Origin of the sequence: Thermoactinomyces vulgaris, from assembly GCF_003688725.1 — a bacterium.
Lineage (GTDB): Bacteria > Bacillota > Bacilli > Thermoactinomycetales > Thermoactinomycetaceae > Thermoactinomyces > Thermoactinomyces vulgaris.
Window position 1 is genome coordinate 437,415 of record NZ_REFP01000008.1, and the last position, 25,196, is coordinate 462,610.

The window sequence follows — 25,196 nt, forward strand, 5'->3', positions numbered from 1 at the left end:
AAGGAGGAGCGTCCGTGAAAGCAAGATTGCTGTTGGAAGACGGTACGTTATTGGTTGGCGAATCATTCGGGGCAGAAGGGTTTAAAAGGGGGGAAGTGGTGTTCACCACCAGCATGACCGGTTATCAGGAGATTTTAACCGACCCTTCTTATTGCGGGCAAATGGTGGTCATGACATACCCGCTGATCGGCAACTACGGGATCTCGCGCGATGACAACGAATCCCTGCGCCCTTACGCTCACGGTTTGATCGTGCGCGAGTATGCCGAATATGCCAGCAACTGGCGCAACGAATTGCCGCTGGGAACGTTTTTGAAGGAATACGGATTGATCGGAATTTCCGGAATCGACACCCGGATGCTGACCCGCAAAATCCGGATGCACGGAACGATGAAGGGAATCATCACCACCGGCGAAGAGAGTTTGGAGGAATTGAATGAACAGTTGAAGTTTCCGTTGATGCGTGACCAAGTGGCGCGTGTCAGCACCAAAAGCATTCATATTTCCCCGAACAAGGGAAAACGGGTGGTTTTGATGGATTTCGGAGCCAAACACAACATTGTGCGGGAGTTGGTGAAGCGCAACTGCGAGGTGATTACCGTTCCCTACAGTACCTCAGCCGAAGAAATCATGCGCTTCCGGCCGGACGGGGTGATGTTGTCCAACGGTCCCGGGAACCCCAAGGACGTGCCGGAGGGAATCCGAACGATCCAACAATTGATGGGGAAAGTGCCGCTGTTTGGCATTTGCATGGGCCATCAGCTGGTCGCGTTGGCCGCCGGAGCCGACACGGAAAAAATGAAGTTCGGGCATCGCGGCGGAAACCATCCGGTGAAGGAGCTGGCAACCGGACGCACCGTGATCACTTCGCAAAATCATGGGTATGCCGTCACTTCTGACTCGGTGAAAAACACCGGATTGGAAATCACGCACATTGCGTTGAACGACGGGACGGTCGAAGGGCTCCGGCACAAAACCCTGCCGGTGTTCACCGTCCAATATCATCCGGAATCGGCACCGGGCCCGCTTGATTCGGGTTATCTGTTTGACCGTTTTCTTGAGATGATGGAGTCTTTTGCACGGAAGGGAGAGACCGTCAATGCCTAAAGATTCGACCTTGAAGAAAATTTTGGTGATTGGTTCGGGGCCGATTGTGATCGGCCAGGCCGCGGAATTCGACTATGCCGGGACGCAAGCGTGTCAGGCGCTGAAAGAAGAAGGATTGGAAGTGGTTTTGGTCAACAGCAATCCGGCCACGATCATGACCGATACCAACATGGCAGACCGCGTCTATATTGAACCGCTGACTGCCGAATTTATCACGCAAGTGATTCGCAAAGAGCGTCCGGATGGTCTTTTGCCCACCCTGGGAGGGCAAACCGGCTTAAACTTGGCGGTGGAATTGGCCAAACAAGGGGTTCTAAAACGGGAAGGCGTCCGTCTTCTGGGAACCGATCTGCAAGCGATCACCCGTGCAGAGGACCGCGATTCGTTCCGGGCATTGATGCAAGAGCTGGGAGAGCCGGTTCCGGAAAGCGCAATTGTGCACACGGTCGATGAAGCGCTCCGGTTTGCCGGAGAAGCCGGCTATCCCGTGATCGTCCGGCCCGCTTACACACTGGGCGGAACCGGAGGGGGCATTGCCAAAGACGAAAAAGAATTGCAAGAGATTGTTGAAAACGGGCTCCGTTACAGCCCGATCACCCAATGCCTGATTGAACAGAGCATCGCAGGATACAAAGAAATTGAATATGAAGTGATGCGCGATGCCGCGGATAACGCCATCGTGGTGTGCAACATGGAAAACTTTGATCCGGTGGGCGTACACACCGGGGACAGCATCGTGTTTGCCCCGAGTCAGACCTTGACGGACCGGGAACACCAGATGCTCCGGAATGCGGCGTTGAAAATCATCCGCGCCCTGGATATTCGTGGCGGATGCAATATCCAGTTTGCACTCGATCCGCACAGCTTCCAATACTATGTCATTGAAGTGAATCCGCGGGTGAGTCGTTCCAGTGCGCTGGCTTCCAAAGCGACGGGATATCCGATCGCCCGGGTGGCTGCCAAAATTGCACTGGGCTACACACTGGACGAATTAAAAAATCCGGTGACCGGACAAACCAGTGCTTGTTTTGAACCGGCCATCGATTATGTGGTCTGCAAAATTCCCCGCTGGCCGTTTGACAAATTTGTCTCGGCAAACCGGGAATTGGGAACCCAGATGAAAGCAACGGGGGAAGTGATGGCCATCGGGCGGACATTGGAAGAATCGCTTTTAAAAGCGGTGCGTTCGCTGGAAATCGGGCAGGATGATTTGAACCTGCCGGGAGCCGGGGGAATTCCCGGCGACAAGTTGAGAAAACGGCTGCAAAAACCGGATGATGAGCGGCTGTTTTTGCTGGCGGAATGGTTCCGGCGCGGACACAGTCTGGAAGAAGCCCATCAACTCACCCGAATCGACCGTTTTTTCCTGCATAAAATCGGACGCATCATCCGGATGGAAAAAGAGTTGCAAGCATCCGGTTCCCTTGCCCCGGAGTTGCTCAGAAAGGCCAAGCAATTCGGGATGACGGACCGGGCGATCGGCCGCCTTACAAACCGGACGGAAAAAGAGGTTCGCGCGTTGCGGAAACAACACCACATTGTCCCGGTTTATAAAATGGTGGACACCTGCGCCGCGGAATTTGCCGCAAATACCCCGTACTATTACTCGTCTTATGAATCTGAAGACGAAGTGGCGGTAAGCAAAGCAAAAAGCATTGTGGTCCTCGGCTCGGGGCCGATCCGGATCGGTCAGGGAGTCGAGTTTGATTATGCGACCGTGCATGCGATCATGGCCATCCAAAAAGCCGGCTATGAAGCGGTGATCATCAATAACAATCCGGAGACGGTCTCGACGGATTTCAATATCTCTGACCGTCTGTACTTTGAACCTCTCTTTAAAGAAGATGTTCTCAACATCATTGAAAAAGAAAATCCGCTCGGGGTGATCGTGCAATTCGGCGGGCAAACCGCTTTGAATCTGGCGAGGGACTTGCAGGATGAAGGCATCCGGTTGTTGGGCACCTCTTTGGAGGAAATTGACCGTGCGGAAGACCGGAAAAAATTTGAACAGTTGATGAGCGACCTCCAAATTCCACAGCCTCCGGGAACGGCGGTCACTTCGGTGGACGAAGCGGTAAAAGCCGCCCGGATCCTGGGATATCCGGTGTTGGTCCGTCCGTCCTATGTGCTGGGAGGGCGTGCCATGGAAATCGTCCATAACGAAATGGAACTGCGCTCTTACATGGAGCAAGCGGTCAAAGTGAATCCGGAACATCCCGTCCTGATCGACCGTTACTTGTTGGGCAAAGAGGTCGAAGTGGATGCGATTTGCGACGGGGAAAGAGTCCTCATTCCCGGTATCATGGAACACATCGAACGGGCAGGGGTCCATTCCGGGGATTCGATTGCTGTTTATCCCCCGCAAACCCTGACCGGGGAGCAAAAAGAGCAGGTTGCCCGGATCACGGAAAAAATCGCCAAAGCGCTTCACATCAAGGGAATCATCAACATTCAATTTGTTCTGTATCAAAATGAACTGTACACCTTGGAAGTCAATCCGCGGTCATCGAGAACGGTTCCCTTCTTAAGCAAAGTCACGGGAATTCCCATGGCGCAAGTGGCCACCAAAATCATGCTCGGAGTCAATTTGCGGGAGCAAGGATATGATCAGTCCGGATTGTGGCCGGAAAGTGAGTTTATTTCAGTGAAAGTGCCGGTCTTCTCCTTTGACAAGCTGACGAAGGTGGATATCGCCCTCGGGCCGGAGATGAAATCCACCGGGGAAGTGATGGGAAAAGACCGGGATTATGCCCGGGCGGTTTACAAAGGCCTGATGGCCGCCGGCATCCAGATGCCGCGCTTTGGCACAGTGGTGGCAACCATCGGGGACAAAGAAAAAGAAGAAGCACTTCCCTTGATGAAACGTTTCTATGAGTTGGGTTACCACATTGTCGCCACCCAAGGCACGGCGGAAGTTCTGGAAAAAGCCGGCTTGCCCGTGAAGCGGTTGAACAAGTTGAAGGAAGGATCGCCCAACATTTTGGATTGGATCCGCCAGGGAAAAGCCGATTTGGTTGTAAACACTTGGACGCGGGGAAGAACGCCGGAGCGGGACGGTTTCCGGATTCGCCGGGAAGCGGTGGAACATGGCGTTGCTTGTTTGACCTCGTTGGATACGGTGCAAGCTCTTTTGGAAACCTTGGAATCGATTCAATTCCATGCGGAACCGCTCAAAAAGCCGGATTTCGCCCGAGTGTTGGTGTAAAGGAGGAAGGAGGAGGAACCATGGAAAATCCGCAAAATCGTATCTTTCTCGCGTTGGATGTTCCGGATGAGAAGCAGGCAGACCGCTTGCTTTCCCTTTGGGACCCGGGCGAACGGCCATTGATCAAAGTGGGGTATCAGCTGTTTTTCTCCGCGGGACCCCAATGGGTGGAGAAACGAAAAAATGCCGGCGATACCATCTTTTTGGATTTGAAACTTCACGACATCCCCAATACGGTGGCCAAGGGGATCGAATCGCTCAGCCGGTTGGGGGTGGATTTTGTCACCATCCATGCTTCCGGCGGCAGAAAAATGATGGAGAAAGCGCGGGAGATTGCCGAGAAACATGCCGGTGGATCCCGCCGGTTGAAATTGCTGGCGGTGACCCAGCTGACAAGCACGGATCAGAGGATGTTAAACCAGGAACTCGGCATCCCGGGGAATGTACGTGAGTCCGTGCAGAAATTGGCGTCGTTGGCCTGCGATGCCGGGATGGACGGGGTGATTTGTTCGGGGTTGGAAGCCCGGTGGGTCAAACAAGCGGCCGGACCGGGATTTTTGGCGGTGACACCCGGCATCCGCCCCCAAGGCTTTTCAAATAACGATCAGAAACGAATCGTCACTCCCCGGGAAGCTGTGTTGAACGGAGCCGATTACCTGGTGGTCGGCCGGCCGGTGACACAAGCGCCGGATCCGAAAAAAGCCTTTCAGTCCCTGGTGGAAGAGATTTGTTAAAAAAGGAGTGGAACAGATGGCTTGGTCCTTGGAAAAAGCGATGAAACGAAGAGAGGTGCTGAAAGAAGGACACTTCCTTTTGTCCTCGGGTCGCCACAGCGCCCGGTATATGCAATGTGCACAGCTTTTGATGCATCCGGATGATGCCGAAAAAACGGGACAAGCGTTGGCCAAAAAATTTGCAGGCATTTCCGTGGATCTGGTGGCCGGGCCGGCACTCGGTGGAGTCATCATCGCCCATGAGGTGGCCCGCGCCCTGAATGTGCCATGTATTTTTGCTGAGAGAAAAGACGGGGTGATGCAACTTCGGCGTGGTTTTGAAGTCGCTCCCGGCCAAAAGGTATTGGTGGTGGAAGACGTGGTGACCACCGGAGGATCGGTCAAAGAAGTGATCGGGCTCTTGGAAGAAAGAAAAGCAGACGTTGTGGGCGTCGGTTCCATTGTGGACCGGACCGGCGGGCAAAATCCGTTTCGCCAGCCTTACCTGGCTTTAAAGAAGGTGGAGATCGAAAGTTTTGACTCCAAAGATTGTCCCCTGTGCAAAAAAGGGATCCCCGTCACAAAACCGGGAAGCCGCGGAAACCGATGACGATCGCGGTCCCAAAGGCTTCGCCAAGGCGGGGCCTTTTTGTTTTGCAAGCCGGTCGGGGGAAAACCCGGAAAAAGCATGGAGCAAGAGCGTGTTCATTTTTCTCATTTCATCATCTGCTAAACCGGTCAACTGCCCAGGTGACCAAAGACCAAAATCCACCGGGGCGCTCAGGCGGCTTGATCCGGAAAAGTGATCCATGATGAAGGGGCAGGCTGCATCCTGTTATTAATTGCGTTTTGCAAAATTTAAGGAGTCAGAGGAAATCTGACTCCTTTCTTCTGTTATTTTAGGTTTTGATTGTTTAAAAGCCGCATAATCACTTCTTTTTCCGGCGTGACATAGATCGTTTGTTGATGATCGTAAGTGACAAAGCCGGGGCGGGCGCCGGCCGGTTTTTTGACATGTTTGATCTGTGTGTAATCGACCGGCACTTGGGAGGAATCCCGGGCTTTGCTGAAATAGGCGGCCAACATGGCGGCTTCCAAGAGCGTTTCGTCCCGGACCTGGCTGGCGCGAATGACGACATGCGAACCGGGAATGTCTTTGGTGTGCAGCCAGATATGGGAGGAAGCGGCCAGCTTGTGGGTTAAATAGTCGTTTTGTTTGTTGTTCTTCCCGATCAGAATCGGGGTTCCGTCACTTGCCGTCGCCTCATAAGGGACGGGAGCTTCTTTTTTACGCGGCTTGTTTTGCCGGGAAGTTTTTTTCAGCCACCCTTCTTCCGCCAATTCTTCCTGAATCTGCTCAATATCTTTTAACCCGGCATTTTCGATTTGGGTAAGGACCGATTCAAGATATTCGATGTCGGCCCGGGATTTTTCGATCTGTTCTTGGTTCCATTTTAGGGATGCTTTTAATTTGTTGTATTTTTTAAAGTATCGTTGCGCGTTTTCCGCCGGGCTGAGGGTGGGATCGAGTTCAATTGTCAGGGCCGGGGCATCCGGGTCGTAAAAATTGATCACCTCAACCGTTTTTTCCCCCCGCTTGATTTGGTGCAGGTTGGCTGTGACCAATTCTCCCAGAATGCGGTAATGGTCCGCTTTTTCTGCTTGTTTCAATTCTTTTTGCAAGATCTTGATCTTTTTCTTGTTTTTATCCACTTCGTTTTTTAACTTGCGCATCAGCTGGGAGGTTTGCTGGCGGATCCGGTCGCGTTCGGCTTTGCCGTAATAAAAATGGTCCAAAAGTTGGCTGATGGAATCCGTGCGATAGACGGTTTCTTCCATATGGGAAAGCGGCCACACGGAAAATACGGTCTTTTTCCCTGTTTGCATGATCGCGGGGGCATACTCGTGATTCTTGGCCTTCTCCATCAATCGGGAGAAAGCTTCCCACAGTTGGTCACGGCTGCCCAATCCGGCCCGGTGAATGATTTCTTTGGCAATGAGCGGGCTGATTCCGGTGAACCGCTGGACGATTTGTTTGTCCAAACGGCCTTGGTTGTAATCAAACCCGGCGATAAACCGCTCTTTTGTCACTTCCAGCGGATTTTCCTTGTTTTGCGATGGCGGTTCCGTGTAGGAAGCCCCCGGATAGATTTGCCGGTATTGGCTCATGGCATGGCTGACCCGTCGAATTCCGTCAAGGACGGTGCCTGTGTCAGGATCCACCAAAATAATATTGCTGTGCCGGCCCATGATTTCGACGACCAGCTTGCGCGAAACGAAGTCCCCCAATTCATTTTTGGCGCGAAGATGGAGGTGGACGATTCGTTCCAATCCGATTTGGTCCACGCTTTCTATGATTCCGCCGTCCAGGTGTTTCCGGACCAAACGGCAAAACATCGGAGGTTCTTTGGGATTCTCGTAAGAAGACCGGGTCAGTTGGACACGGGGATAGGCCGGATGGGCCGAAAGCAGACATTTATGATTTTTTCCTTGCGAGCGAATCACCAAAAGCAATTCAAATTCACCCGGTTGATAGATTTTGGTGATTCTGCCGCCGGCAAGTGCCTGATTGAGTTCCTTCACCACAGCCCGGGTGACCAATCCGTCATATGACATAGGTTTCATCCTTTATTCCAGTTTCAAAAGTCATCACACTTTTCCATTTTACAATATCTTGGTTCCGACGGAAATCCGATTGTCCGGTTCAGGTATGTTTGACAGCTCGTCTGAATACATTGAAAGTAATCGTTCCGGAAAAAGGAGGAAGAATCTTGGCAGAGCAAGGACGTTGGATTGACTGGGAGACAGAGGATGTTGCTTCTCACTTTCAGGTGAATCCATCCGTTGGACTCCATGACAAAGAGGCGCAAGAACGACTTAAGCAGACCGGACTCAATCAGTTGTCGGAAGGGGAAAAATCTTCCCTTTTTGCTTTGTTTGTCGATCAATTCAAGGATTTCATGGTTTTGGTTTTATTGGCGGCGACGTTGATTTCCGGATTGCTGGGAGAATACACCGATGCCGTAGCCATCATTGCAATTATCATCTTAAACGCGGGACTGGGATTTTTTCAGGAGATGCGTGCGGAAAAGTCCCTGCAGGCTTTGAAAAAATTATCGGCGCCGGTTGCCAAAGTCAAACGGGATGGGGAGTGGAAAAAAATCGAAGCTTTCCGGCTGGTTCCCGGGGATATCGTGTCCGTAGAAAGCGGGGACCGGATCCCGGCCGATGTGCGCTGGATCCATACGGAAAGCTTATACGTTGAAGAATCAGCCCTGACCGGAGAATCGGTTCCGGTTAAAAAACAAAGCGAAGCGCTCTTGCGGCAGGATGTGGCCATCGGTGACCGGAAAAACATGGGATATATGGGGACCATGGTCGTGCGGGGGAGTGGAACGGGCATTGTCGTTTCCACAGGAATGGCCACGGAGATGGGAAGAATCGCCCATTTAATCAAAACGGCCGAAGGGACGGACACTCCATTGAAGCGCCGGTTGGAGCAACTGGGAAAAGTGCTGATTGTTGTGTCCCTCATTTTGACCGCGATGGTTGTTGTGACCGGAATCATTCACGGGCATGATGTGTATCAGATGTTCCTGGCCGGGGTTTCATTGGCGGTTGCCGCCATTCCTGAAGGGTTGCCGGCGATTGTGACGATTGCGCTGGCCTTGGGTGTGCAACGGATGATCAAACGGCAGGCTATCGTCCGCAAACTTCCGTCGGTGGAAACTTTGGGCTGTGCAACGGTGATTTGCTCGGATAAAACCGGAACATTGACGCAAAACAAAATGATGGTGACCCACATTTGGGCGGATCAGGTGCTGTTTCAAGTGACCGGGAACGGTTATGATCCCGGGGGGGACATTTTGTTGGAGCAGAAAAAAGTGGATGTCCAAAAGTGGGAGTCCTTGAAAAGGCTGATGGAGATTGCGGCCTTATGCAATAATGCGTCATTTATCCAAAAAAGTAAAAAAGGGTTGTTAAACAAAAAGAGTCAATGGGAATTGGACGGCGATCCCACGGAAGGAGCGCTGCTGGTTGTTGCGCAAAAAGCGGGATTTGACCGGAAACATTTGGACAAAAAGTGGGAACGGGTAAAAGAATTTCCTTTCGATTCCGAGCGCAAGATGATGTCGGTCTGGGTGAAACAGGCGGGGAAACATTTTCTTTTTTCCAAAGGGGCGCCGGATGTTCTGTTGAATAAATGCACCCATCTTCTGACGGATGGGAAAGTGGTGCCTTTGACGGAAGCCAAGCGCAAAAAAATCATGCAAATGAATGAGCAATTGGCAGCCAAAGCATTGCGGAATCTCGCCTTTGCCTATCGGGAAATCAAACCGGCCAACCCGGACTCAATAGATTGGCAAATGGAACAACGCTTGATTTTTGTCGGGCTGACGGGCATGATGGATCCGCCCCGTCCCGGCGTGAAAGAAGCCATCCAGCAGAGCCGGCAGGCCGGGATCAAGACGGTCATGATTACCGGGGATCATCAGGCGACGGCCGAAGCCATTGCTGCTGAGCTGGAGATCAAGCGGCCCGGCGGTTTGACACTGACCGGACAAGATCTTTACAATATGAAGGACGAAGAGTTTATCAAGATTGTCAATGATGTGGATGTGTATGCACGGGTCTCGCCCGAACATAAATTGCGGATTGTCAAAGCATTGCAGAAAAAAGGACATGTTGTTGCGATGACGGGCGACGGAGTGAATGATGCCCCGGCGATTAAAGCGGCGGATATCGGGATTGCCATGGGAGGCATGGGGACGGATGTGTCCAAGGAAGCCTCTTCGCTCATCCTGGCCGATGATAATTTTGCCACCATCGTAGCGGCCGTGGAAGAAGGCCGGAATATATACGAAAATATCCGGAAATTCATCAGTTATTTGTTGGCAAGCAATGTCGGGGAGATTTTGATCATGTTTTTGGCGATGCTGGCAAGTTTGCCTTTGCCGCTTGTACCGATCCAGATCTTGTGGGTGAATCTGGTGACGGACGGATTGCCGGCCATGGCCCTCGGAGTGGATCCGGCGGAGGCAAATGCGATGCAGCGGCCGCCGCGCGACAGCCGGGAAAGCATTTTTGCCCGCGGCGTCGGATGGAAAATTGTGACCCGCGGTCTGCTTATCGGATTTTGCTCTTTGGCCGCTTTTTGGATTTCTTATGTCGAAACGCCGGAGAATCTGGTGCGGGCACAAACGGTTGCCTTTGCCACACTGGTCCTTTCCCAGTTGATTTATGTGTTTGATTGCCGTTCGCAAGGGACGATTTTCCAACGCACGCCGCTGGATAACCCCATGTTGGTGTTGGCTGTGTTGTCTTCGGCTGTTCTCTTGCTGGGTGTGATTTATTATCCGCCGCTCGGGCCGGTCTTCCACACGGTCCCGCTCGGTCTCAGGGAATGGATCCTTGTAACGGTGACTTCCACGATGCCCGTCATTCTGGCCGGATTGTTCGATGTCCTGCGCACGGTTTTTTACCGCAAACCGATGAAAACCGTCGTACAGTGATGATGGGAAGGAGAAAAGAACGACATCATGAATTTCACGAAAATGCACGGACTTGGAAACGACTTTATTCTCATCCACCAGACCCAAAAGCCGTCTTTTGATGAATGTTCGGCGTTGGCACGGAAGATGTGTGACCGACACACGGGAGCCGGTGCGGATGGCCTGGTGGTGATGTATCCGTCCGATCAAGCGGATCTTTCCATGCGGATCTTTAATTCGGACGGATCGATGGCGGAACAATGCGGCAATGCCATGCGCTGTGTGGCCAAATATTATTATGAAAAAATTTCAAGCCGGAAAAATACGTTTGCGATCGAAACCAAAGTGGGGGTGCAACCGGTTTGGACGGATGGGAAAAACGTGAGGGTGGATATGGGGAAACCCGTTTTGGCACCAGCGGAGATTCCCGTCCGGTTGAGCGGGGAAAAAGCGGTGAACCAAACGATTGAAGCGGACGGGGTCTCATTTCGGTTTTCGGCCGTGTCCATGGGGAATCCTCATGCGGTGATTGAAGTGGAGGATTTAGACAAGTTTCCGGTCGAAAAGTGGGGACCCGTTCTGGAAAAACATGATATGTTTCCGCAAAAAGCAAACATCGAGTTTGTCACGTTCCAGTCGCCACAAGAGGTATGGATGCGTGTGTGGGAGCGGGGCGTCGGGCAAACCATGGCTTGCGGCTCCGGCGCTTGTGCGACGGTCGTGGCGGGGGTGCTTGCCGGCCGCCTTGACCGGACGGCCCGGGTAAAGCTTTTGGGAGGCGAATTGCTCATCGAATGGAATGAACAAGATCAACATGTTTATATGACGGGGCCAGCTGAATTTGTTTATGAAGGGGTATGGCTGGACTGACGCCATACCCGTGGCTGATTACTTTCGGTTGTCCCAACGGAAGGAAACGGGAGGTTCTGTTGTGGAATCTCCTGTTCTTTTTTTGCTGCGGCGCATGCGGATCCCCCAAATGATCCCGGCGACCAAACCGATGATGGCGATCAGCAAAATCACACTCCATGTATAGGGATTGGGAATGACATAAACAACATAGACAGGATTGGGCTTGGCCGGATCGATCTGCCATGTCAAGGTTTTTCCGCCGTTTTCCACGGAGGTTGCGTTATGTTCGTCCGCTTGAAGCGGAGTGGTGAGATGAAAACGGAAATTCATTTGTTCCAGAATCCATTCCGCCAGGTCTTGCCGGGGCATTTCATCCGAAAAGTCGATCACATCCCGATAAATGATCTGGGAGGTGAAAAATTGATGTTCCACGTTTAAACCGCCGTCGTCTTTTGGCCCCGATGCAGGTGCAGAGCCGGTCGGTTGCAGAGACTCAAAGGTTTTTGATGGTGGTTCCTCGATCACGCTTTGGACCCTTTTTTCGGCCACAAAGCCTTTTTGGGATCCTTCTGAAATCTCCCGCAGCTGAAATCCTTGCTGCTTCAGCCGGGTTTTGACATTGCCCAGATTGGTGAGGATCAAATCATTGGTGAGGATTTTCACTTGGTAGGTTCCGGATCCGTCGCGGTGGATGTCCACATGAATGTCGGCTTGGACACATCCGGTGAAGAACAGAAAAAAAGACAGACAGATCAGCGTCAGGATCAGATGATTTCGTCTGTGCATAACAATCCCCTTTGACTTTTTTCTGGATTATACACGGAATCATCATTTGCTTCAAATGAACCGGAACAAATCGGGGAAATGTAGAAATGGGAACGCTTTCGTTTGAACATGCTCCTTGATTGTTTTTTGAAATGACTTATCGGTTACATTAAAATGAAGATTGGTTTATTCATGGAAAAACCGTAAAACCAGGAATCGGAGAATGAGGGTGAAAAAACATGAAAAACGTGATTACGTTTGATTACACCAAAGCCAAAGCTTTTTTCAGCGGGCAGGAAATCGATCAGATGGCTCCGGCGGTCAAAATGGCGCACGAATTGCTACATACGGGCACCGGAGCCGGATCTGATTTTCTCGGTTGGCTGGAACTGCCGGAAAAATATGACCGCGAAGAGTATGAGCGGATTAAAAAGGCGGCGCAAAAAATTCAATCCGACTCGGACGCCCTGGTGGTGATCGGGATCGGCGGTTCCTATTTGGGAGCGCGTGCAGCGATTGAAATGTTGACCCATACGTTTCATAACCAATTGGCGAAAACCGGGCGAAAAGTGCCGGAAATCTATTTTGTGGGCCATCACATTGCTTCCACTTATGTGGCGGATCTGTTGGAGGTGCTGGAAGGAAAAGAAGTCAGTGTCAATGTGATTTCCAAATCCGGAACCACAACGGAACCGGCCATTGCTTTCCGGATTTTCCGTGAGTACATGGAGAAACGCTACGGAAAAGAAGAAGCCCGTCGCCGGATTTATGCCACCACCGACCGGAAAAAAGGCGCTTTGAAAAAATTGGCCGATGAAGAAGGATATGAAACATTTGTCATTCCGGACGATGTGGGCGGACGCTACTCGGTGTTGACCGCTGTCGGGCTTTTGCCGATTGCCACGGCCGGAATCGACATCGATGAAATGATGGCGGGAGCCCGGGCTGGGATGAAACGGTACGGGAATCCGGAGTTGGCGGAAAATGAGAGCTACCAATATGCATTGGTGCGAAATGCGTTGTACCGCAAAGGAAAAACCACCGAGATTCTTGTCAACTATGATCCGTCTTTGCAATATTTCAGCGAGTGGTGGAAACAGCTCTACGGGGAAAGTGAAGGAAAAGACCAAAAAGGAATTTTCCCGGCATCAGTCAATTTCACCACCGACCTGCATTCCATGGGGCAATACATTCAGGAAGGCTTGCGCAACATTTTCGAAACCGTGGTGTTTGTGGAAAAATCCCGCAAATCCGTCACCCTTCCGGAAGATGCCGGTGACTTGGACGGACTGAACTACCTGGCGGGCAAAGAACTGGATTTTGTCAATCGCAAGGCTTTTGAAGGAACCATGCTGGCCCATACGGACGGCCATGTGCCCAACCTGGTGGTCTCCGTGAGCGAGCACAGTCCGTATGCATTCGGACAACTGGTGTATTTCTTTGAAAAAGCGTGTGGAATCAGCGGGTATTTGTTGGGGGTTAATCCGTTTGACCAACCCGGGGTGGAAGCTTACAAAAAGAACATGTTTGCCTTGCTCGGAAAGCCAGGGTTCGAAAAAGAAAAAGAAGAATTGCTCAAACGGTTGAATTTCTGAAACGTTGCCACTTGGTTTGGACCCATCCGGTTTCATCCTTCCGATGAGCCGGATTTTTTTATTTGCAGGCTTTTTAAGCATGAAAACGCGAGCGGGATGGAGAACCATCCAGAAGTTGATTGACAAATCCGTTTGGAGGCGTGCGGAGCGATTTGCTCTGTTATTGCATATATTATAAATTTTATGTGATAATAAAAAAATAAGTCATTTTTATCGATCCATCACAGAGGCTATAAAGGCAGGAGGACAGATTCTATGGACGCTTTGCAAAATTTGATGGAGGAACTGGTCAATGCCAAAGGGGTTCCAGGAAATGAAAGAGGAGTCAGGCAAGTGTTCCAAAAACATTTGGAACCGTTGTCGGAGGAGATCCTGACCGACCGTCTCGGGGGACTGGCCGGGAAAAAAACGGGAGATGCCGCCGGACCCAAAATCTTGCTTGCCGGGCATCTTGATGAAATCGGTTTCATGGTTACATACATTACCGAGAAAGGCTTTTTAAAGTTTCAACCATTGGGCGGTTGGTGGGCACACAATATGTTATCCCACCGTGTGGTGGTTCAATCCCGCAAAGGCGAATACTTGGGAGTGATCGGTTCGAAACCGCCTCATGCCTTAAAAGCGGAAGAACGGAAAAAAGTCATGAACATCAAGGAAATGTTCATTGATATCGGTGCGAAAAGCCGGGCGGAAGCCGAAGAAATGGGGATTCGTCCGGGAGACAGCGTGGTTCCGGTATCCGATTTTTTCACCATGCAAGACGGAAAGATTTGGGGAGGAAAAGCGCTGGATAATCGCGCGGGTTGTGCGCTGGCCCTTGAGGTGTTGAGGCAACTGAAAGATGAGGCGCATCCCAATGTTGTCTACGGCGGAGCCACCGTGCAAGAAGAAGTCGGCGTGCGGGGAGCGGGAACGCTCGCGGAATTGGTGAAGCCCGACATTGCCTTTGCGTTGGATGTTGGGATGGCTTATGACATTCCGGGCTTTGAAGGACATCCCGGGGAAGCGGCGATGGGGGAAGGCCCGTTGATGTTTATCATGGATTATACCATGATCCCGCATACCGGATTGAGAAATTTGGTGATGGATACCGCTGAAGAGTTGGAAATTCCATTGCAGGTGGATGCTTTGATGGGCGGCGGGACCGACGGGGCAAAATTCCATTTGCACGGAACCGGATGCCCGACGGTGGTGATCGGTTTCCCCACCCGGTATGTACACAGTCATAATTCATTGATGTCCAGGCATGATTTTGAACAGGCTGCCCGGTTGTTGACGGCCGTCATCAAAAAATTGGACCAAAACACGTTGGACAGCTGGTTATAATTACCGGCGGAGATTGGCTGGATACCGTTTATCCGGCCAAACTCCGCTGAAACCGCTTACAAAAAGGATCCTGTTTGTGAAGCCATTTCCTCCAAGTTATACCAAAAATATTTTTTATTAGTTGAAAATAACAAGCAAATTAATTAATATATAAATAGTTTTATTTGAAATCATATTCGTGTTTTTTGTTCCAAAAAGGATGAATTGTTGGAAAAATGGCTAAAGTCGATCAAAGGGAGAGGTGGTTCGTTTTATTTCATCAGTGTATTTTGAAATATTCAAATAAAAAAACAATGGCGTTTTTGTGATGGTTGACCGATTTCGGGACAAAATGAAAAAAGCTGTGACGATTAGTTGATTTGATTGAAATGGACGCCCTATATACAGGAGGAGAGACAGGTGAATTTATTCCGGAAAAAAGACATTTCCAATGCACTTGCGGAGTCGCAAAAAGGAGGAAAATTAAAGCGGGACTTAGGCGCCTTTGATTTAACCATGCTTGGAATCGGGGCGGTCATCGGCACAGGCATCTTCGTGCTGACGGGAGCCGGTGCACTCAAAGCGGGTCCGGCCCTTGCCGTTTCCTTTGTCATTGCCGCCATCGCTTGTGCGTTTTCGGCACTGGCTTATGCTGAATTCGCATCGATGGCTCCGGTTTCAGGATCCGCTTATACGTACAGTTATGCAACCTTGGGAGAAATTATCGCATGGATTATCGGTTGGGATTTGGTGTTGGAATACATGTTCGCAGTCAGTTCGGTTTCGGTGGGTTGGTCGGGTTATTTCCAATCCTTGCTGGGTGGTTTTGGTATTCATTTTCCGGATGCACTGACCGCGGCACCCGGAGCGGTGGAAGGAGTCACCACCTATTTTAATTTGCCTGCATTTTTGATTGTCATGATCATTACGTTTTTGCTCTCGCGCGGAATCACGGAGTCGAAAAAGGCCAATAATATCATGGTGATCATTAAAGTGGCTGTGGTTCTGCTCTTTATCATCGTGGGGGCATTTTATGTGAAGCCGTCCAACTGGGAGCCGTTTGCCCCGTTTGGATTTGAGGGGATTTTTTCCGCAGCCGCTCTTGTATTCTTTGCTTTTATCGGGTTTGATGCGGTTGCTGCAGCTGCAGAAGAAACACGGAATCCCAAACGGGATTTGCCGATCGGTTTGTTGACCTCGCTCGGGATTTGCGCGTTGCTGTATGTGATTGTAACACTGGTGATGACGGGGATTGTTCCGTATCAGGAGTTTGCCAAAGACCTTTCTCACCCGATTTCGCTGGCCTTGCAGAAAGCGCAGCAAGATTGGTTTGCCGGTGTAATCGATCTGGGGGCAATCATGGGGATGACCACCGTGATTTTGGTAATGCTTTACGGGCAAACCCGGATTTTCTTCTCCATGTCCCGGGACGGTTTGTTGCCAAAGGCGTTTTCCTGGGTTCATCCCAAATATAAAACACCGTACACCAGCACATGGATTATCGGAACCATTGCGGCTTTTGTCGGAGCGCTTCTGCCTTTGGAGAAATTGGCGGAACTTGTGAACATCGGAACGCTCTTTGCGTTTACGGTTGTTTCGCTCGGCGTGATTATCCTGCGTTATACCCAGCCTGATTTGCCGCGTCCGTTCCGTTGCCCGGGAGTTCCGGTGATTCCGGCAATCGCCATTTTTGCCTGTTTGTTCTTGATTTCCAATCTGGCTGTCTTTACCTGGATTGCCTTTGCAGTCTGGTTTTTGGTCGGACTTATCATTTACTTCACGTATTCCCGGAGGCATTCTTTGTTAAATCAACAATAAGACAAAATAAAAAAGGCATCTTCAGTTTGCGAAGATGCCTTTTTATTTTTTTATGCAGTGATCCCCGGTTTTTCCGGTCTCAACAGCCCGGTTTTTTTCAGGAAGGACAAAATCAGATGGCCCTTGGGGAGTAGGCGGATTTCATTTTCGCCGATGGTTCGCGTCATCAACAAGAAAATGCCGTAGATGAGAACGGCCAAAATCCCCAAAACAACGCTCAGCAAGGCGTTCGATATACGCGAAATGTGCAAGGGATCAAACCATCCGGTTGTCAATGTATACAAGCCGATTAAAAAGATCCCCATCAATCCGCTGCACAGGGCCGGTTTGACAAACTGACGCGTGACATCGACGTGGATGCCGGTTTTTTTGACCACCATCCAAGTGTTTAAAAAGCAGACGATGATATATGCCAAAACCATGGAGACGGCAGAACCGGTAATGCCAAACCACGGCACGAAGACGAAATTTCCGGCCATTTTGCAAACCGCTCCGATCATCAAATGGCGAACCGGCAATTTATTGTAGCCCATTCCCTGAAGGATGCCGGAACTGGTGACCGCCAGGGTGCTGAAAATGGCGGAGAAAGCCAGAACGGACAAGGTCAGGGTTCCGCTGTCGTTTTGATACATCATGATATTTAACGGCCGGGCCAAAATGACGAGGCTGATGACGGACGGCAAGCTGACGATCAAGGTCATCAACCAGGCTTGTTTGACTTTGTGCTCGACCGCTTTCATCTCCTGTTTGGCAATATGGGCGGAGATGGTGGGAATCAGCGCCAAAGTCAACGAAGAGGAAAAGGTCGAAATCACATTGACAAAAGGTTCCCCGCGTCCGTAAATCCCGAACAGCGTGTTGGACATGCTTTCCGAATATCCCATATTCATCAATAACCGCGGGACGGTGAAGGAATCAATCAAGCCGATCAACGGCAGGACCAGGGAACCAAGTGAGATCGGCAAAGCATAAAGGACGATTTGCTTGGCCAGCCGGCCCAAGGGCTCTTTTGGTTTGGAGTCTTGCTCCGTGGTGACGGGTTCTTTTTTGAGTTTCTTTACGTCCCGGAAGTTATACCAAAGCACGACGGCCAGCCCGCCCAGCGCCCCGGCAAAAGCTCCGGAAGTGGCTCCGGCGGCGACCAGTTCTTGCGAAAATTGTGCTTCAACCATCCAGTATGTAAGACCGATCACCACACCCACGCGAACGATTTGTTCCACAACTTGCGAAATGCCGGTTGGCATCATTTGTTGATGTCCTTGGAAATATCCACGGTAAACCGCCATCACTGGAACAATCAAAATGGCCAGGGCCAAAACTTTCAAGGAAGACTCGGTCGGCGGGTTGTCAAGCAACACATGGGATATGAATTTTGCTCCGAAAAATAAAATGCAAAAGGCGACCAATCCGGTCAGGCTCAAAATGATGGAAGCCGCTTTTAATACCCGCCGGGCCCCCAAACGATCCCCTTGGGCCAGCCGTTCCGCAACAAATTTGGAAACGGTGATCGGGATTCCGGCGGAGGCGATCATGAGCAAGATCGTGTAAAATGGGAAAGATATGCGATAAAGACCAACGGTTTCGTCCCCGGCAATATTTTGAAACGGGGCCCAGAACAAAGCACCGAGAATTTTGGTGAATAACGTTGCAATGCTTAATATAACGGTTCCTTTGACGAGTTTATTTGCCATTTTCCTTCTTCCTTTAATTTTAAAATTTATATGGATTTATTCTATCAGGAATCCGTCCGGAAGCATACAATCGATTGGGCGAGAATCGTAAAATAAAATGAAATTCTGCGTCCATCCTCCGTTTGATTTCACCAGAGCAAGTTCATTATCATTAAGATGAACAATGAGATGGAGAGGGCTGGATAGATGGGTACGATAACAAATGCAGTCAGTATGACAGGATATGGACGCGGCGAAATCGAAAGGGACGGAGTCCGGATTGTCACCGAGATTCGCACGATGAACCATCGTTTCCTCGATATGGTGATCCGCATGCCAAACGGGTGGATGGTACTGGAAGATTTGATCCGGAAAAAAGTCCAGCAAGCGATCCGCAGAGGCAGAGCGGACATTTTTGTCACCATCGAAGGGATGAAGCCCCCCGAACGAAAAGCGGAAGTGGATTGGAACCTGTTGGAGAGTTTTATTTCTGCCGGCAAAACTTTAAATGAAAAATGGGGGATTGCTCCCGGATTAACCATGGCGGATTTGATCAACAAGCCGGAGCTGTGGCTGATTGAGGAAGTGAAGCCTTCGGTGGAGGAGTATGAAGAGTCCGTTTTGGCTTCGGTGGAGACGGCTTTAACGTCTTTGAAAAAAATGCGAAGACAAGAAGGCATCCATTTGAGCCGGGATCTGATGAAGAGAGTGGACCGCCTGGATGAGTATGTGGAGGAAATGGAAGAGCTCGCTCCCGAGGTGAGCCGGCATGTCGGAAACAAATTGCGGAAGCGGCTGGAGGAATGGCTGGGTCATTCTGACATTGATCCCGACCGGATCTTGACGGAAGCGGCGATCTGGGCGGAAAAAGCGGATATCACCGAAGAGTTGATCCGGTTGAAAAGCCATATGGACCAATTTCGAAAAACGTTGGAAAAAGAAGAACCAATCGGGCGGAAACTGGACTTTTTGATCCAGGAAATGAACCGGGAAGTCAACACCGTCGGCTCCAAAGCCAACTTAAAGGCGATCAGCAAGTATGTCATTGAATGCAAAAGTGAACTGGAAAAAATGAAAGAACAGGTGCAAAATATTGAGTAATACATTGATTATTAAGGGGAAACGGTCTAAAATAGCGTAGTAGGTAATCAATGGTTTAAGAAATTCAGGCTCTTTCCCAACGAATATTGAACATGGGTGAGGAGGCACTTTGATTTGGGTATTAAATTAATCAACATTGGATTTGGAAATATTGTATCTGCCAACCGTATTGTATCGATTGTCAGTCCGGATTCGGCTCCCATCAAACGGATCATTCAGGAAGCGAGGGAACGCGGTGTCCTGATTGATGCTACATATGGACGCCGGACCCGGGCGGTCATCATCACGGACAGCGACCATGTCATTTTATCCGCGGTTCAGCCGGAAACGGTGGCTCACCGTTTGGCGAACAAAGAGCAACATGAAGAAATTGTGGAGTAGGAAGGGCTTTGAGATGAAAGCAAATTATGTCAATGAAGGGCTTTTGGTTGTGATTTCCGGACCTTCCGGTGTCGGGAAAGGAACGGTTTGCAAAGCATTGCGTGAAATGATGCCCGAACTGACGTATTCGATTTCCGCAACCACCCGTTCCCCCCGTGAAGGAGAAGTGGATGGAGTCAACTATTTTTTCAAGTCCGTCCAAGAGTTTGAAAAAATGATTGAAGAAGATGAACTGATTGAATGGGCTCAATATGTGGGAAACTATTACGGCACGCCCCGGCACTTCGTCGAGGAGACACTGGCAAAAGGCCGGGATGTCGTTTTGGAAATTGAAGTGCAAGGTGCCATGCAGGTGAAGGAAAAATATCCGCAAGGCATTTTCATCTTTTTGGTTCCCCCTTCGTTTGAAGAGTTGCGTCAACGGATCATCCATCGGGGAACCGAAAGCGAATCGGTGTTGAACCTCCGGCTTGAAGCGGCAAGCGATGAATTGAAACAAATCGATCAATACGATTATGTCGTCATCAACGATGAAGTGGACAAAGCTTGCGAACGGATCCGCGCCATTGTGATGGCGGAACATTGCCGGACGGATCGGTTGAAAATCAGTGAAGACGCGTAGTGGATGGAGGGTTTGATCATGTTATATCCATCGATCGATTTATTGATGCAAAAAGCGGACAGCAAATATTCATTGGTGGTGTTGGCGGCCAAACGGGCCCGGAGCCTGTTGGAAGGTGAAAGCACGCAATTGGAGCCCAAATCCCAAAAATATGTGGGAATGGCGTTGGAAGAGATTGCAGCTGATATTCTCGTCCCGACATCACGCGAATGAAAAATAACAACCTGTACAGGTTGTTATTTTTCTATGTGGCACTCATCCTTCATTTCACCATTCATTCCCAGCGGTTGTTTGGATTGGAACAGGCGAAGGGATGTGGTGGCAGAGGGCGAAAGAGCGTATTGATCCGGTGCACCGTGTCACACGGTGCACGGCGTTTGTGGTCCCGATTGCGGACGGATCGAAGAGAGGAGGAAACATCATCGTGAAGGGAAAACGAATTGGATTGGGCATCACCGGAGGCATTGCAGCTTACAAAGCGGCGACCGTGGCAAGTCAGTTGACCCAGCGCGGAGCGGATGTCCGTGTCATCATGACCGGGTCAGCGACGAAGTTTATCACTCCTCTCACTCTGCAGGTGTTATCGCGGAACCATGTAACGGTGGACACGTTTGACGAGCACCGGCCGGAAGTGGTAAATCATATTGACTTGGCGGATCATGCCGATTTGTTCGTGATTGCTCCGGCCACGGCAAACATCATTGCCAAAATGGCTCACGGCTTGGCCGATGACATGTTGTCCACCACGTTACTTGCGACCCGGGCGCCCGTTGTTTTGGCGCCGGCAATGAATGTCAATATGTATGAAAACCAGGCAGTGCAAGAAAACATCGCGATTCTGAGAAAAAGGGGCATTTTGTTCATTGAGCCGGGCGAAGGACAACTGGCTTGCGGTTACGTCGGCAAAGGGCGCATGGCGGAACCGGAGCAGATTGTCGAATGGGTGGAGCACTTTTTCTCCAATCGCCGGCTTTTGGCGGGAAAAAAGGTTTTGATCACGGCCGGCCCCACGTTGGAACCCATTGATCCGGTCCGCTATATCTCCAACCATTCTTCGGGAAAAATGGGATTTGCCTTGGCGGAAGCGGCCCGTGAGGCAGGAGCGGAAGTGATTTTGATCACCGGCCCGGTCTCCTTGAAAACGCCTCTCGGGGTCCGGCGGGTGGATGTCCGGCGAACGGGCGAAATGAAAGAAGCCGTCCGGAAACATTTGCCGGAGGTGGATGTGATTTTCAAGGCGGCCGCCGTTTCGGATTACCGTCCCAAAGAATTTATGGAACAAAAAATGAAAAAAACCAAAGACGAGATGACGTTAAACCTGGTCAAAACGGAAGACATCGCCAAATGGGTCGGAGCGCACAAAAAGCCGCATCAATTATTTGTGGGCTTTGCCGCCGAAACCGAAAATCTGGAAGCTTATGCAAGTGACAAATTAAAACGAAAAGGGATGGATTACATTGTGGCCAATAATGTAACCATGCCCGGAGCCGGATTTGGCAGCGACACCAATATTGTCACGGTGTATGACCGGCACGGAAAAGTTTTTTCCCTGCCCCGGATGAGTAAATTGGAGGTGGCACGGAAGTTGATGACCTTGGTTGGGGACTGGTTTGCAAATGATTGCTGAAGTGATCGTGGATGTGCCGGCTCAGGCCGCAGACCGCCCGTTTGATTATTTGATTCCAAAAGAGCTGGAACCGGATATCCGTGTGGGCAGCCGGGTCCATGTTCCTTTCGGGAACCGCAAGCTGATCGGATATGTTGTGAAAATCAAAGAGAAGGCGGAAACCAAGCGGGTGAAACCGGTTATCGAAGTGATGGATTTCATCCCGCCTCTTACGCCTGAACTGGTTGAGCTGGCCGCCATGATGGCGGAAGAATATATGTGCCACACGATTACCGCTCTGCAATCCATGGTGCCGGCGGTTTTGAAAGGAAAGTACCAAAAAGTGGTTCGTTATGCGGATAATCAGACGGACGAGATCGCAGACGATCTGTCTCTGATTGATTGCGAACCTTTTTTGACCCGGTTGAAAGAGAAAGGCGAGTGTACCTGGGATGAGGCGTTATCGCTTGGCATGAGTGCCTCCCGGTTGCGAAAACTTGCCGCCGTCGGACGGATCATTCTGGAAGAAAGAGTGGGAGACCGGGTGACCCGGAACAAGGTGACCTGGGTGTTTCCCAAAAGCCGGGAAACCCTGCTCCAAGCTTTGGAAGGATTGAGCAAAAGGGCAACGCGCCAGCGGGAAGTGCTCCGATATTTTTTGGCTCAAGAAAGCGAAATTCCGCTTCCCCGGTTGCTCAGTGAGCTTCAAGTATCCCGTTCGACGATCCAAAGCCTTGTCCAAAAAGGAATTTTGATGGAAGAGGAGCGGGAAGAATTCCGGGATCCTTATCGGCATCAACAATTTCAAAAAACCAAGCCGCTTCCTTTAACCGGCGAGCAGCAGAAGGCTTATGACGCCATGATGGAATCCATCCGTGAGAACAAGCCCCGTACCATCTTGTTGCAAGGGGTGACCGGAAGCGGAAAAACCGAAGTTTATCTTCAAGTGATTGCGGAAGTTTTGCGGCGGGGACGGGAAGCAATTGTGCTGGTTCCGGAGATCTCCCTCACCCCGCAGATGGTGGAACGGTTCAAAGGCCGCTTCGGTGATCAGGTGGCGGTTTTGCACAGCCGTCTGTCCGGCGGCGAACGGTATGATGAATGGCGAAAAATCCGCCGCGGGGAAGTGAAGGTGGCCATCGGTGCCCGGTCCGCCATTTTCGCACCGTTTCAACAGCTTGGATTGATCATTATTGATGAAGAACATGAGTCTTCCTATAAACAAGAGGAAAATCCCAAATATCACGCGCGGCATGTTGCACAGTGGCGGATTCAAAAACACGGGGCAACCTTGGTATTGGGTTCCGCCACGCCGTCGTTGGAGAGTTACAAGCAAGCTTGCGAAGGGCATTTTCACCGGGTGGAGTTAAAAGAACGGGTTCACGGACGCCCCTTTCCGGAGATGAAAGTGGTGGATATGCGAAAGGAGCTGGCCGACGGCAACCGGTCGATGTTCAGTGCATGTTTGCGGCAGGAACTGACCCGGTGCCTGGACCAAAATGAGCAGGCGGTGTTGTTTTTAAACCGGCGCGGCTTTTCCACTTTTGTCATGTGCCGGGAATGCGGCGAATCGGTGATGTGTCCCCATTGTGACATTTCGTTGACTTATCACCAGACGAACCGGACGGTGCGTTGCCATTATTGCGGATATGCGGAGCGTGTGCCGGAAGTTTGTCCGTCATGCGGCAGCAAATATATCCGCCATTTCGGTGTCGGAACGCAAAAAGTGGAGCAGGAATTGGTCCGCCATTTTCCCGGTATCCGCGTGATCCGGATGGATGTGGACACCACCAGTCGCAAAGGGGCGCACGAACAGCTCTTGAGCCAATTCGGGAGAAAGCAGGCGGATGTTTTGCTTGGAACCCAGATGATTGCCAAAGGGCTGGATTTTCCAGATGTTACATTGGTGGGGGTCATTGCGGCGGATTCGATGCTTCATTTGCCCGATTTCCGCTCGGCGGAACGCACATTTCAATTATTGACTCAGGTCAGCGGCCGGGCAGGACGGCATGAAAAGCCGGGAAAAGTGGTGATCCAAACCTATAGTGCCGATCACTACAGCATCCGGATGGCAGTCCGCCGCGAGACGGAACGTTTTTACCGGCAGGAAGCGGAAGTCCGCAAAAAACATTTTTATCCCCCTTATTGCGGATTGTTTTCTTTTTTGATCAGTCATCCGGACCGGGTGAAGGTGATGCGTGCGGGGCAAGAGCTGGCTTTTCACCTCGGAAAGGATTTTCCGTCCGATTGTGAGCTCTTGGGACCGGTACCGGCTCCCATTCCGCGGATCAAAGACCGTTACCGCATGCAAATGTTGATTAAATATCCGCCCGGCAGCCCGTCCGTTCAGTGGTTGAAACACCGGGTGAGAGAAATGCTTTATTCGATGGAGGATCCCCAATTGAAAATCAGTTTGGACCGGGATGGAATGGAATCGTTGATTCCGGCCACTGCTTTATAAAGAAAAGACAGGAAAGGAGCTTGATGATGGCAATTCGCAACATTGTTCAATACCCGGATCCGGTCTTGAAGAAAAAAGCCCGGCCGGTTCAAAAATTCAACGCACGGCTTCACAAACTGCTCGATGACATGGCAGAAACCATGTATGATGCAAAAGGTGTCGGGTTGGCGGCTCCGCAAGTCGGGATATTAAAAAGAGTGATTGTCGTCGATGTCGGGGAAGGGTTGATGGAAATCGTGAATCCCGAAATCGTTGAGAAGAAAGGGGAACAACTTGCTCCGCCGGAAGGGTGCTTGAGCATTCCCAATCTGTTGGGGGAAGTGCGGCGGGCACAATGGGTGAAAGTCACCGGGCAGGACCGGGACGGAAATCCGGTTGAAATCGAGGCGGAAGGTTATTTGGCCCGGGCATTGCAACACGAAGTGGATCATTTAAACGGTGTATTGTTTATTGATATTGCTGACCGCGTATTCCGTCCGGAGGAGGAATTGGATTGAGCAAAGC

19 protein-coding genes are annotated in these 25,196 nt (G+C 50.8%); 16 read left to right on the forward strand and 3 right to left on the reverse strand.

Going from position 1 to position 25,196, the window contains the following annotated elements; genetic code table 11:
• Nucleotides 1-14: 14 nt before the first annotated feature.
• From carA to pyrE, 4 genes are read left to right on the forward strand one after another with little or no spacing between them, the layout of a single operon-like run.
• Nucleotides 15-1,106 (forward strand): glutamine-hydrolyzing carbamoyl-phosphate synthase small subunit, encoded by a 1,092-nt coding sequence (gene carA / locus ATH33_RS06635; protein ID WP_049720279.1) that lies wholly within the window; start codon nt 15-17, stop codon nt 1,104-1,106.
• Nucleotides 1,099-4,311: a carbamoyl-phosphate synthase large subunit gene (gene carB / locus ATH33_RS06640; RefSeq protein WP_121874222.1), complete on the forward strand. Its 3,213-nt coding sequence runs from the start codon at nt 1,099-1,101 to the stop codon at nt 4,309-4,311. Before carA ends, carB begins: the two co-directional genes overlap by 8 nt.
• Before the next feature lie 20 nt (nt 4,312-4,331).
• A complete protein-coding gene (pyrF, locus tag ATH33_RS06645) occupies nt 4,332-5,045 on the forward strand; it encodes an orotidine-5'-phosphate decarboxylase (RefSeq protein ID WP_037994925.1) in 714 nt (237 codons plus the stop codon).
• Between the two features lie 16 nt (nt 5,046-5,061).
• Nucleotides 5,062-5,634: an orotate phosphoribosyltransferase gene (gene pyrE / locus ATH33_RS06650; protein ID WP_037994923.1), complete on the forward strand. Its 573-nt coding sequence runs from the start codon at nt 5,062-5,064 to the stop codon at nt 5,632-5,634.
• 284 nt (nt 5,635-5,918) lie between these two features.
• Here the strand turns inward: pyrE and ATH33_RS06655 are convergent, their stop codons facing one another.
• Nucleotides 5,919-7,640, reverse strand: a complete 1,722-nt coding sequence (locus tag ATH33_RS06655) for an Rqc2 family fibronectin-binding protein (protein WP_037994920.1) — start codon at nt 7,638-7,640, stop codon at nt 5,919-5,921.
• 155 nt (nt 7,641-7,795) lie between these two features.
• Here ATH33_RS06655 and ATH33_RS06660 point away from each other — a divergent pair, with 155 nt between their 5' ends.
• Together ATH33_RS06660 and dapF are read left to right on the forward strand one after the other, a co-directional pair.
• Nucleotides 7,796-10,537: a calcium-translocating P-type ATPase, SERCA-type gene (locus ATH33_RS06660; RefSeq protein WP_242062476.1), complete on the forward strand. Its 2,742-nt coding sequence runs from the start codon at nt 7,796-7,798 to the stop codon at nt 10,535-10,537.
• 27 nt (nt 10,538-10,564) lie between these two features.
• A complete protein-coding gene (gene dapF / locus ATH33_RS06665; RefSeq protein WP_037994918.1) occupies nt 10,565-11,386 on the forward strand; it encodes a diaminopimelate epimerase in 822 nt (273 codons plus the stop codon).
• Nucleotides 11,387-11,404: 18 nt separating this feature from the next.
• Here the strand turns inward: dapF and ATH33_RS06670 are convergent, their stop codons facing one another.
• Entirely contained in the window at nt 11,405-12,154 is a 750-nt protein-coding gene (locus ATH33_RS06670) for a DUF3153 domain-containing protein (protein WP_037994915.1), read from the reverse strand.
• A gap of 218 nt (nt 12,155-12,372) precedes the next feature.
• Between ATH33_RS06670 and ATH33_RS06675 the strand changes: the two genes are divergently transcribed.
• The 3 genes from ATH33_RS06675 (at nt 12,373) to bcaP (ending at nt 16,851) form a co-directional block, all read left to right on the forward strand.
• Complete coding sequence (locus tag ATH33_RS06675; protein ID WP_037994913.1) at nt 12,373-13,728, forward strand: glucose-6-phosphate isomerase; 1,356 nt, start codon at nt 12,373-12,375, stop codon at nt 13,726-13,728.
• Between the two features lie 255 nt (nt 13,729-13,983).
• On the forward strand, nt 13,984-15,054 hold the full coding sequence (locus ATH33_RS06680) for a M42 family metallopeptidase (RefSeq protein WP_062843164.1): 1,071 nt from the start codon (nt 13,984-13,986) through the stop codon (nt 15,052-15,054).
• Between the two features lie 399 nt (nt 15,055-15,453).
• Complete coding sequence (gene bcaP / locus ATH33_RS06685) at nt 15,454-16,851, forward strand: branched-chain amino acid transporter BcaP (protein ID WP_082240642.1); 1,398 nt, start codon at nt 15,454-15,456, stop codon at nt 16,849-16,851.
• 50 nt (nt 16,852-16,901) lie between these two features.
• Here the strand turns inward: bcaP and ATH33_RS06690 are convergent, their stop codons facing one another.
• On the reverse strand, nt 16,902-18,542 hold the full coding sequence (locus ATH33_RS06690; protein ID WP_037994909.1) for a putative polysaccharide biosynthesis protein: 1,641 nt from the start codon (nt 18,540-18,542) through the stop codon (nt 16,902-16,904).
• Nucleotides 18,543-18,728: 186 nt separating this feature from the next.
• On the opposite strand from ATH33_RS06690, the gene ATH33_RS06695 reads away from it, so the two are divergent.
• The 7 genes from ATH33_RS06695 (at nt 18,729) to def (ending at nt 25,189) form a co-directional block, all read left to right on the forward strand.
• Nucleotides 18,729-19,622 carry a YicC/YloC family endoribonuclease gene (locus tag ATH33_RS06695; protein ID WP_121874223.1) on the forward strand — a complete coding sequence of 298 codons (894 nt, stop codon included), beginning with the start codon at nt 18,729-18,731 and terminating at the stop codon, nt 19,620-19,622.
• Between the two features lie 114 nt (nt 19,623-19,736).
• Entirely contained in the window at nt 19,737-20,003 is a 267-nt protein-coding gene (remA, locus tag ATH33_RS06700; protein WP_037994904.1) for an extracellular matrix/biofilm regulator RemA, read from the forward strand.
• Nucleotides 20,004-20,016: 13 nt separating this feature from the next.
• Nucleotides 20,017-20,625, forward strand: a complete 609-nt coding sequence (gene gmk / locus ATH33_RS06705) for a guanylate kinase (RefSeq protein ID WP_037994901.1) — start codon at nt 20,017-20,019, stop codon at nt 20,623-20,625.
• Between the two features lie 18 nt (nt 20,626-20,643).
• The gene (rpoZ, locus tag ATH33_RS06710) at nt 20,644-20,838 is read left to right on the forward strand and encodes a DNA-directed RNA polymerase subunit omega (RefSeq protein ID WP_037994899.1); all 195 of its coding nucleotides are present in this window, start codon (nt 20,644-20,646) and stop codon (nt 20,836-20,838) included.
• A 208-nt stretch (nt 20,839-21,046) separates the two neighbouring features.
• Nucleotides 21,047-22,252, forward strand: a complete 1,206-nt coding sequence (gene coaBC, locus ATH33_RS06715) for a bifunctional phosphopantothenoylcysteine decarboxylase/phosphopantothenate--cysteine ligase CoaBC (protein WP_121874254.1) — start codon at nt 21,047-21,049, stop codon at nt 22,250-22,252.
• Nucleotides 22,242-24,692 (forward strand): primosomal protein N', encoded by a 2,451-nt coding sequence (gene priA, locus ATH33_RS06720; RefSeq protein WP_037994898.1) that lies wholly within the window; start codon nt 22,242-22,244, stop codon nt 24,690-24,692. The genes coaBC and priA overlap by 11 nt, the downstream gene beginning before the upstream one ends.
• A gap of 26 nt (nt 24,693-24,718) precedes the next feature.
• Nucleotides 24,719-25,189: a peptide deformylase gene (gene def, locus ATH33_RS06725; protein WP_037995118.1), complete on the forward strand. Its 471-nt coding sequence runs from the start codon at nt 24,719-24,721 to the stop codon at nt 25,187-25,189.
• The last annotated feature ends 7 nt before the right edge of the window (nt 25,190-25,196 follow it).

Coding starts and splice junctions, on each gene's coding strand:
- dapF (WP_037994918.1), top strand. CDS start 10,565: ATGAATTTCACGAAAATGCACGGACTTGGAAACGACTTTATTCTCATC.
- pyrF (WP_037994925.1), top strand. CDS start 4,332: ATGGAAAATCCGCAAAATCGTATCTTTCTCGCGTTGGATGTTCCGGAT.
- ATH33_RS06695 (WP_121874223.1), top strand. CDS start 18,729: ATGGGTACGATAACAAATGCAGTCAGTATGACAGGATATGGACGCGGC.
- priA (WP_037994898.1), top strand. CDS start 22,242: ATGATTGCTGAAGTGATCGTGGATGTGCCGGCTCAGGCCGCAGACCGC.
- carB (WP_121874222.1), top strand. CDS start 1,099: ATGCCTAAAGATTCGACCTTGAAGAAAATTTTGGTGATTGGTTCGGGG.
- ATH33_RS06690 (WP_037994909.1), bottom strand. CDS start 18,542: ATGGCAAATAAACTCGTCAAAGGAACCGTTATATTAAGCATTGCAACG.
- ATH33_RS06655 (WP_037994920.1), bottom strand. CDS start 7,640: ATGTCATATGACGGATTGGTCACCCGGGCTGTGGTGAAGGAACTCAAT.
- ATH33_RS06675 (WP_037994913.1), top strand. CDS start 12,373: ATGAAAAACGTGATTACGTTTGATTACACCAAAGCCAAAGCTTTTTTC.
- pyrE (WP_037994923.1), top strand. CDS start 5,062: ATGGCTTGGTCCTTGGAAAAAGCGATGAAACGAAGAGAGGTGCTGAAA.
- ATH33_RS06680 (WP_062843164.1), top strand. CDS start 13,984: ATGGACGCTTTGCAAAATTTGATGGAGGAACTGGTCAATGCCAAAGGG.
- ATH33_RS06670 (WP_037994915.1), bottom strand. CDS start 12,154: ATGCACAGACGAAATCATCTGATCCTGACGCTGATCTGTCTGTCTTTT.
- def (WP_037995118.1), top strand. CDS start 24,719: ATGGCAATTCGCAACATTGTTCAATACCCGGATCCGGTCTTGAAGAAA.
- gmk (WP_037994901.1), top strand. CDS start 20,017: ATGAAAGCAAATTATGTCAATGAAGGGCTTTTGGTTGTGATTTCCGGA.
- rpoZ (WP_037994899.1), top strand. CDS start 20,644: ATGTTATATCCATCGATCGATTTATTGATGCAAAAAGCGGACAGCAAA.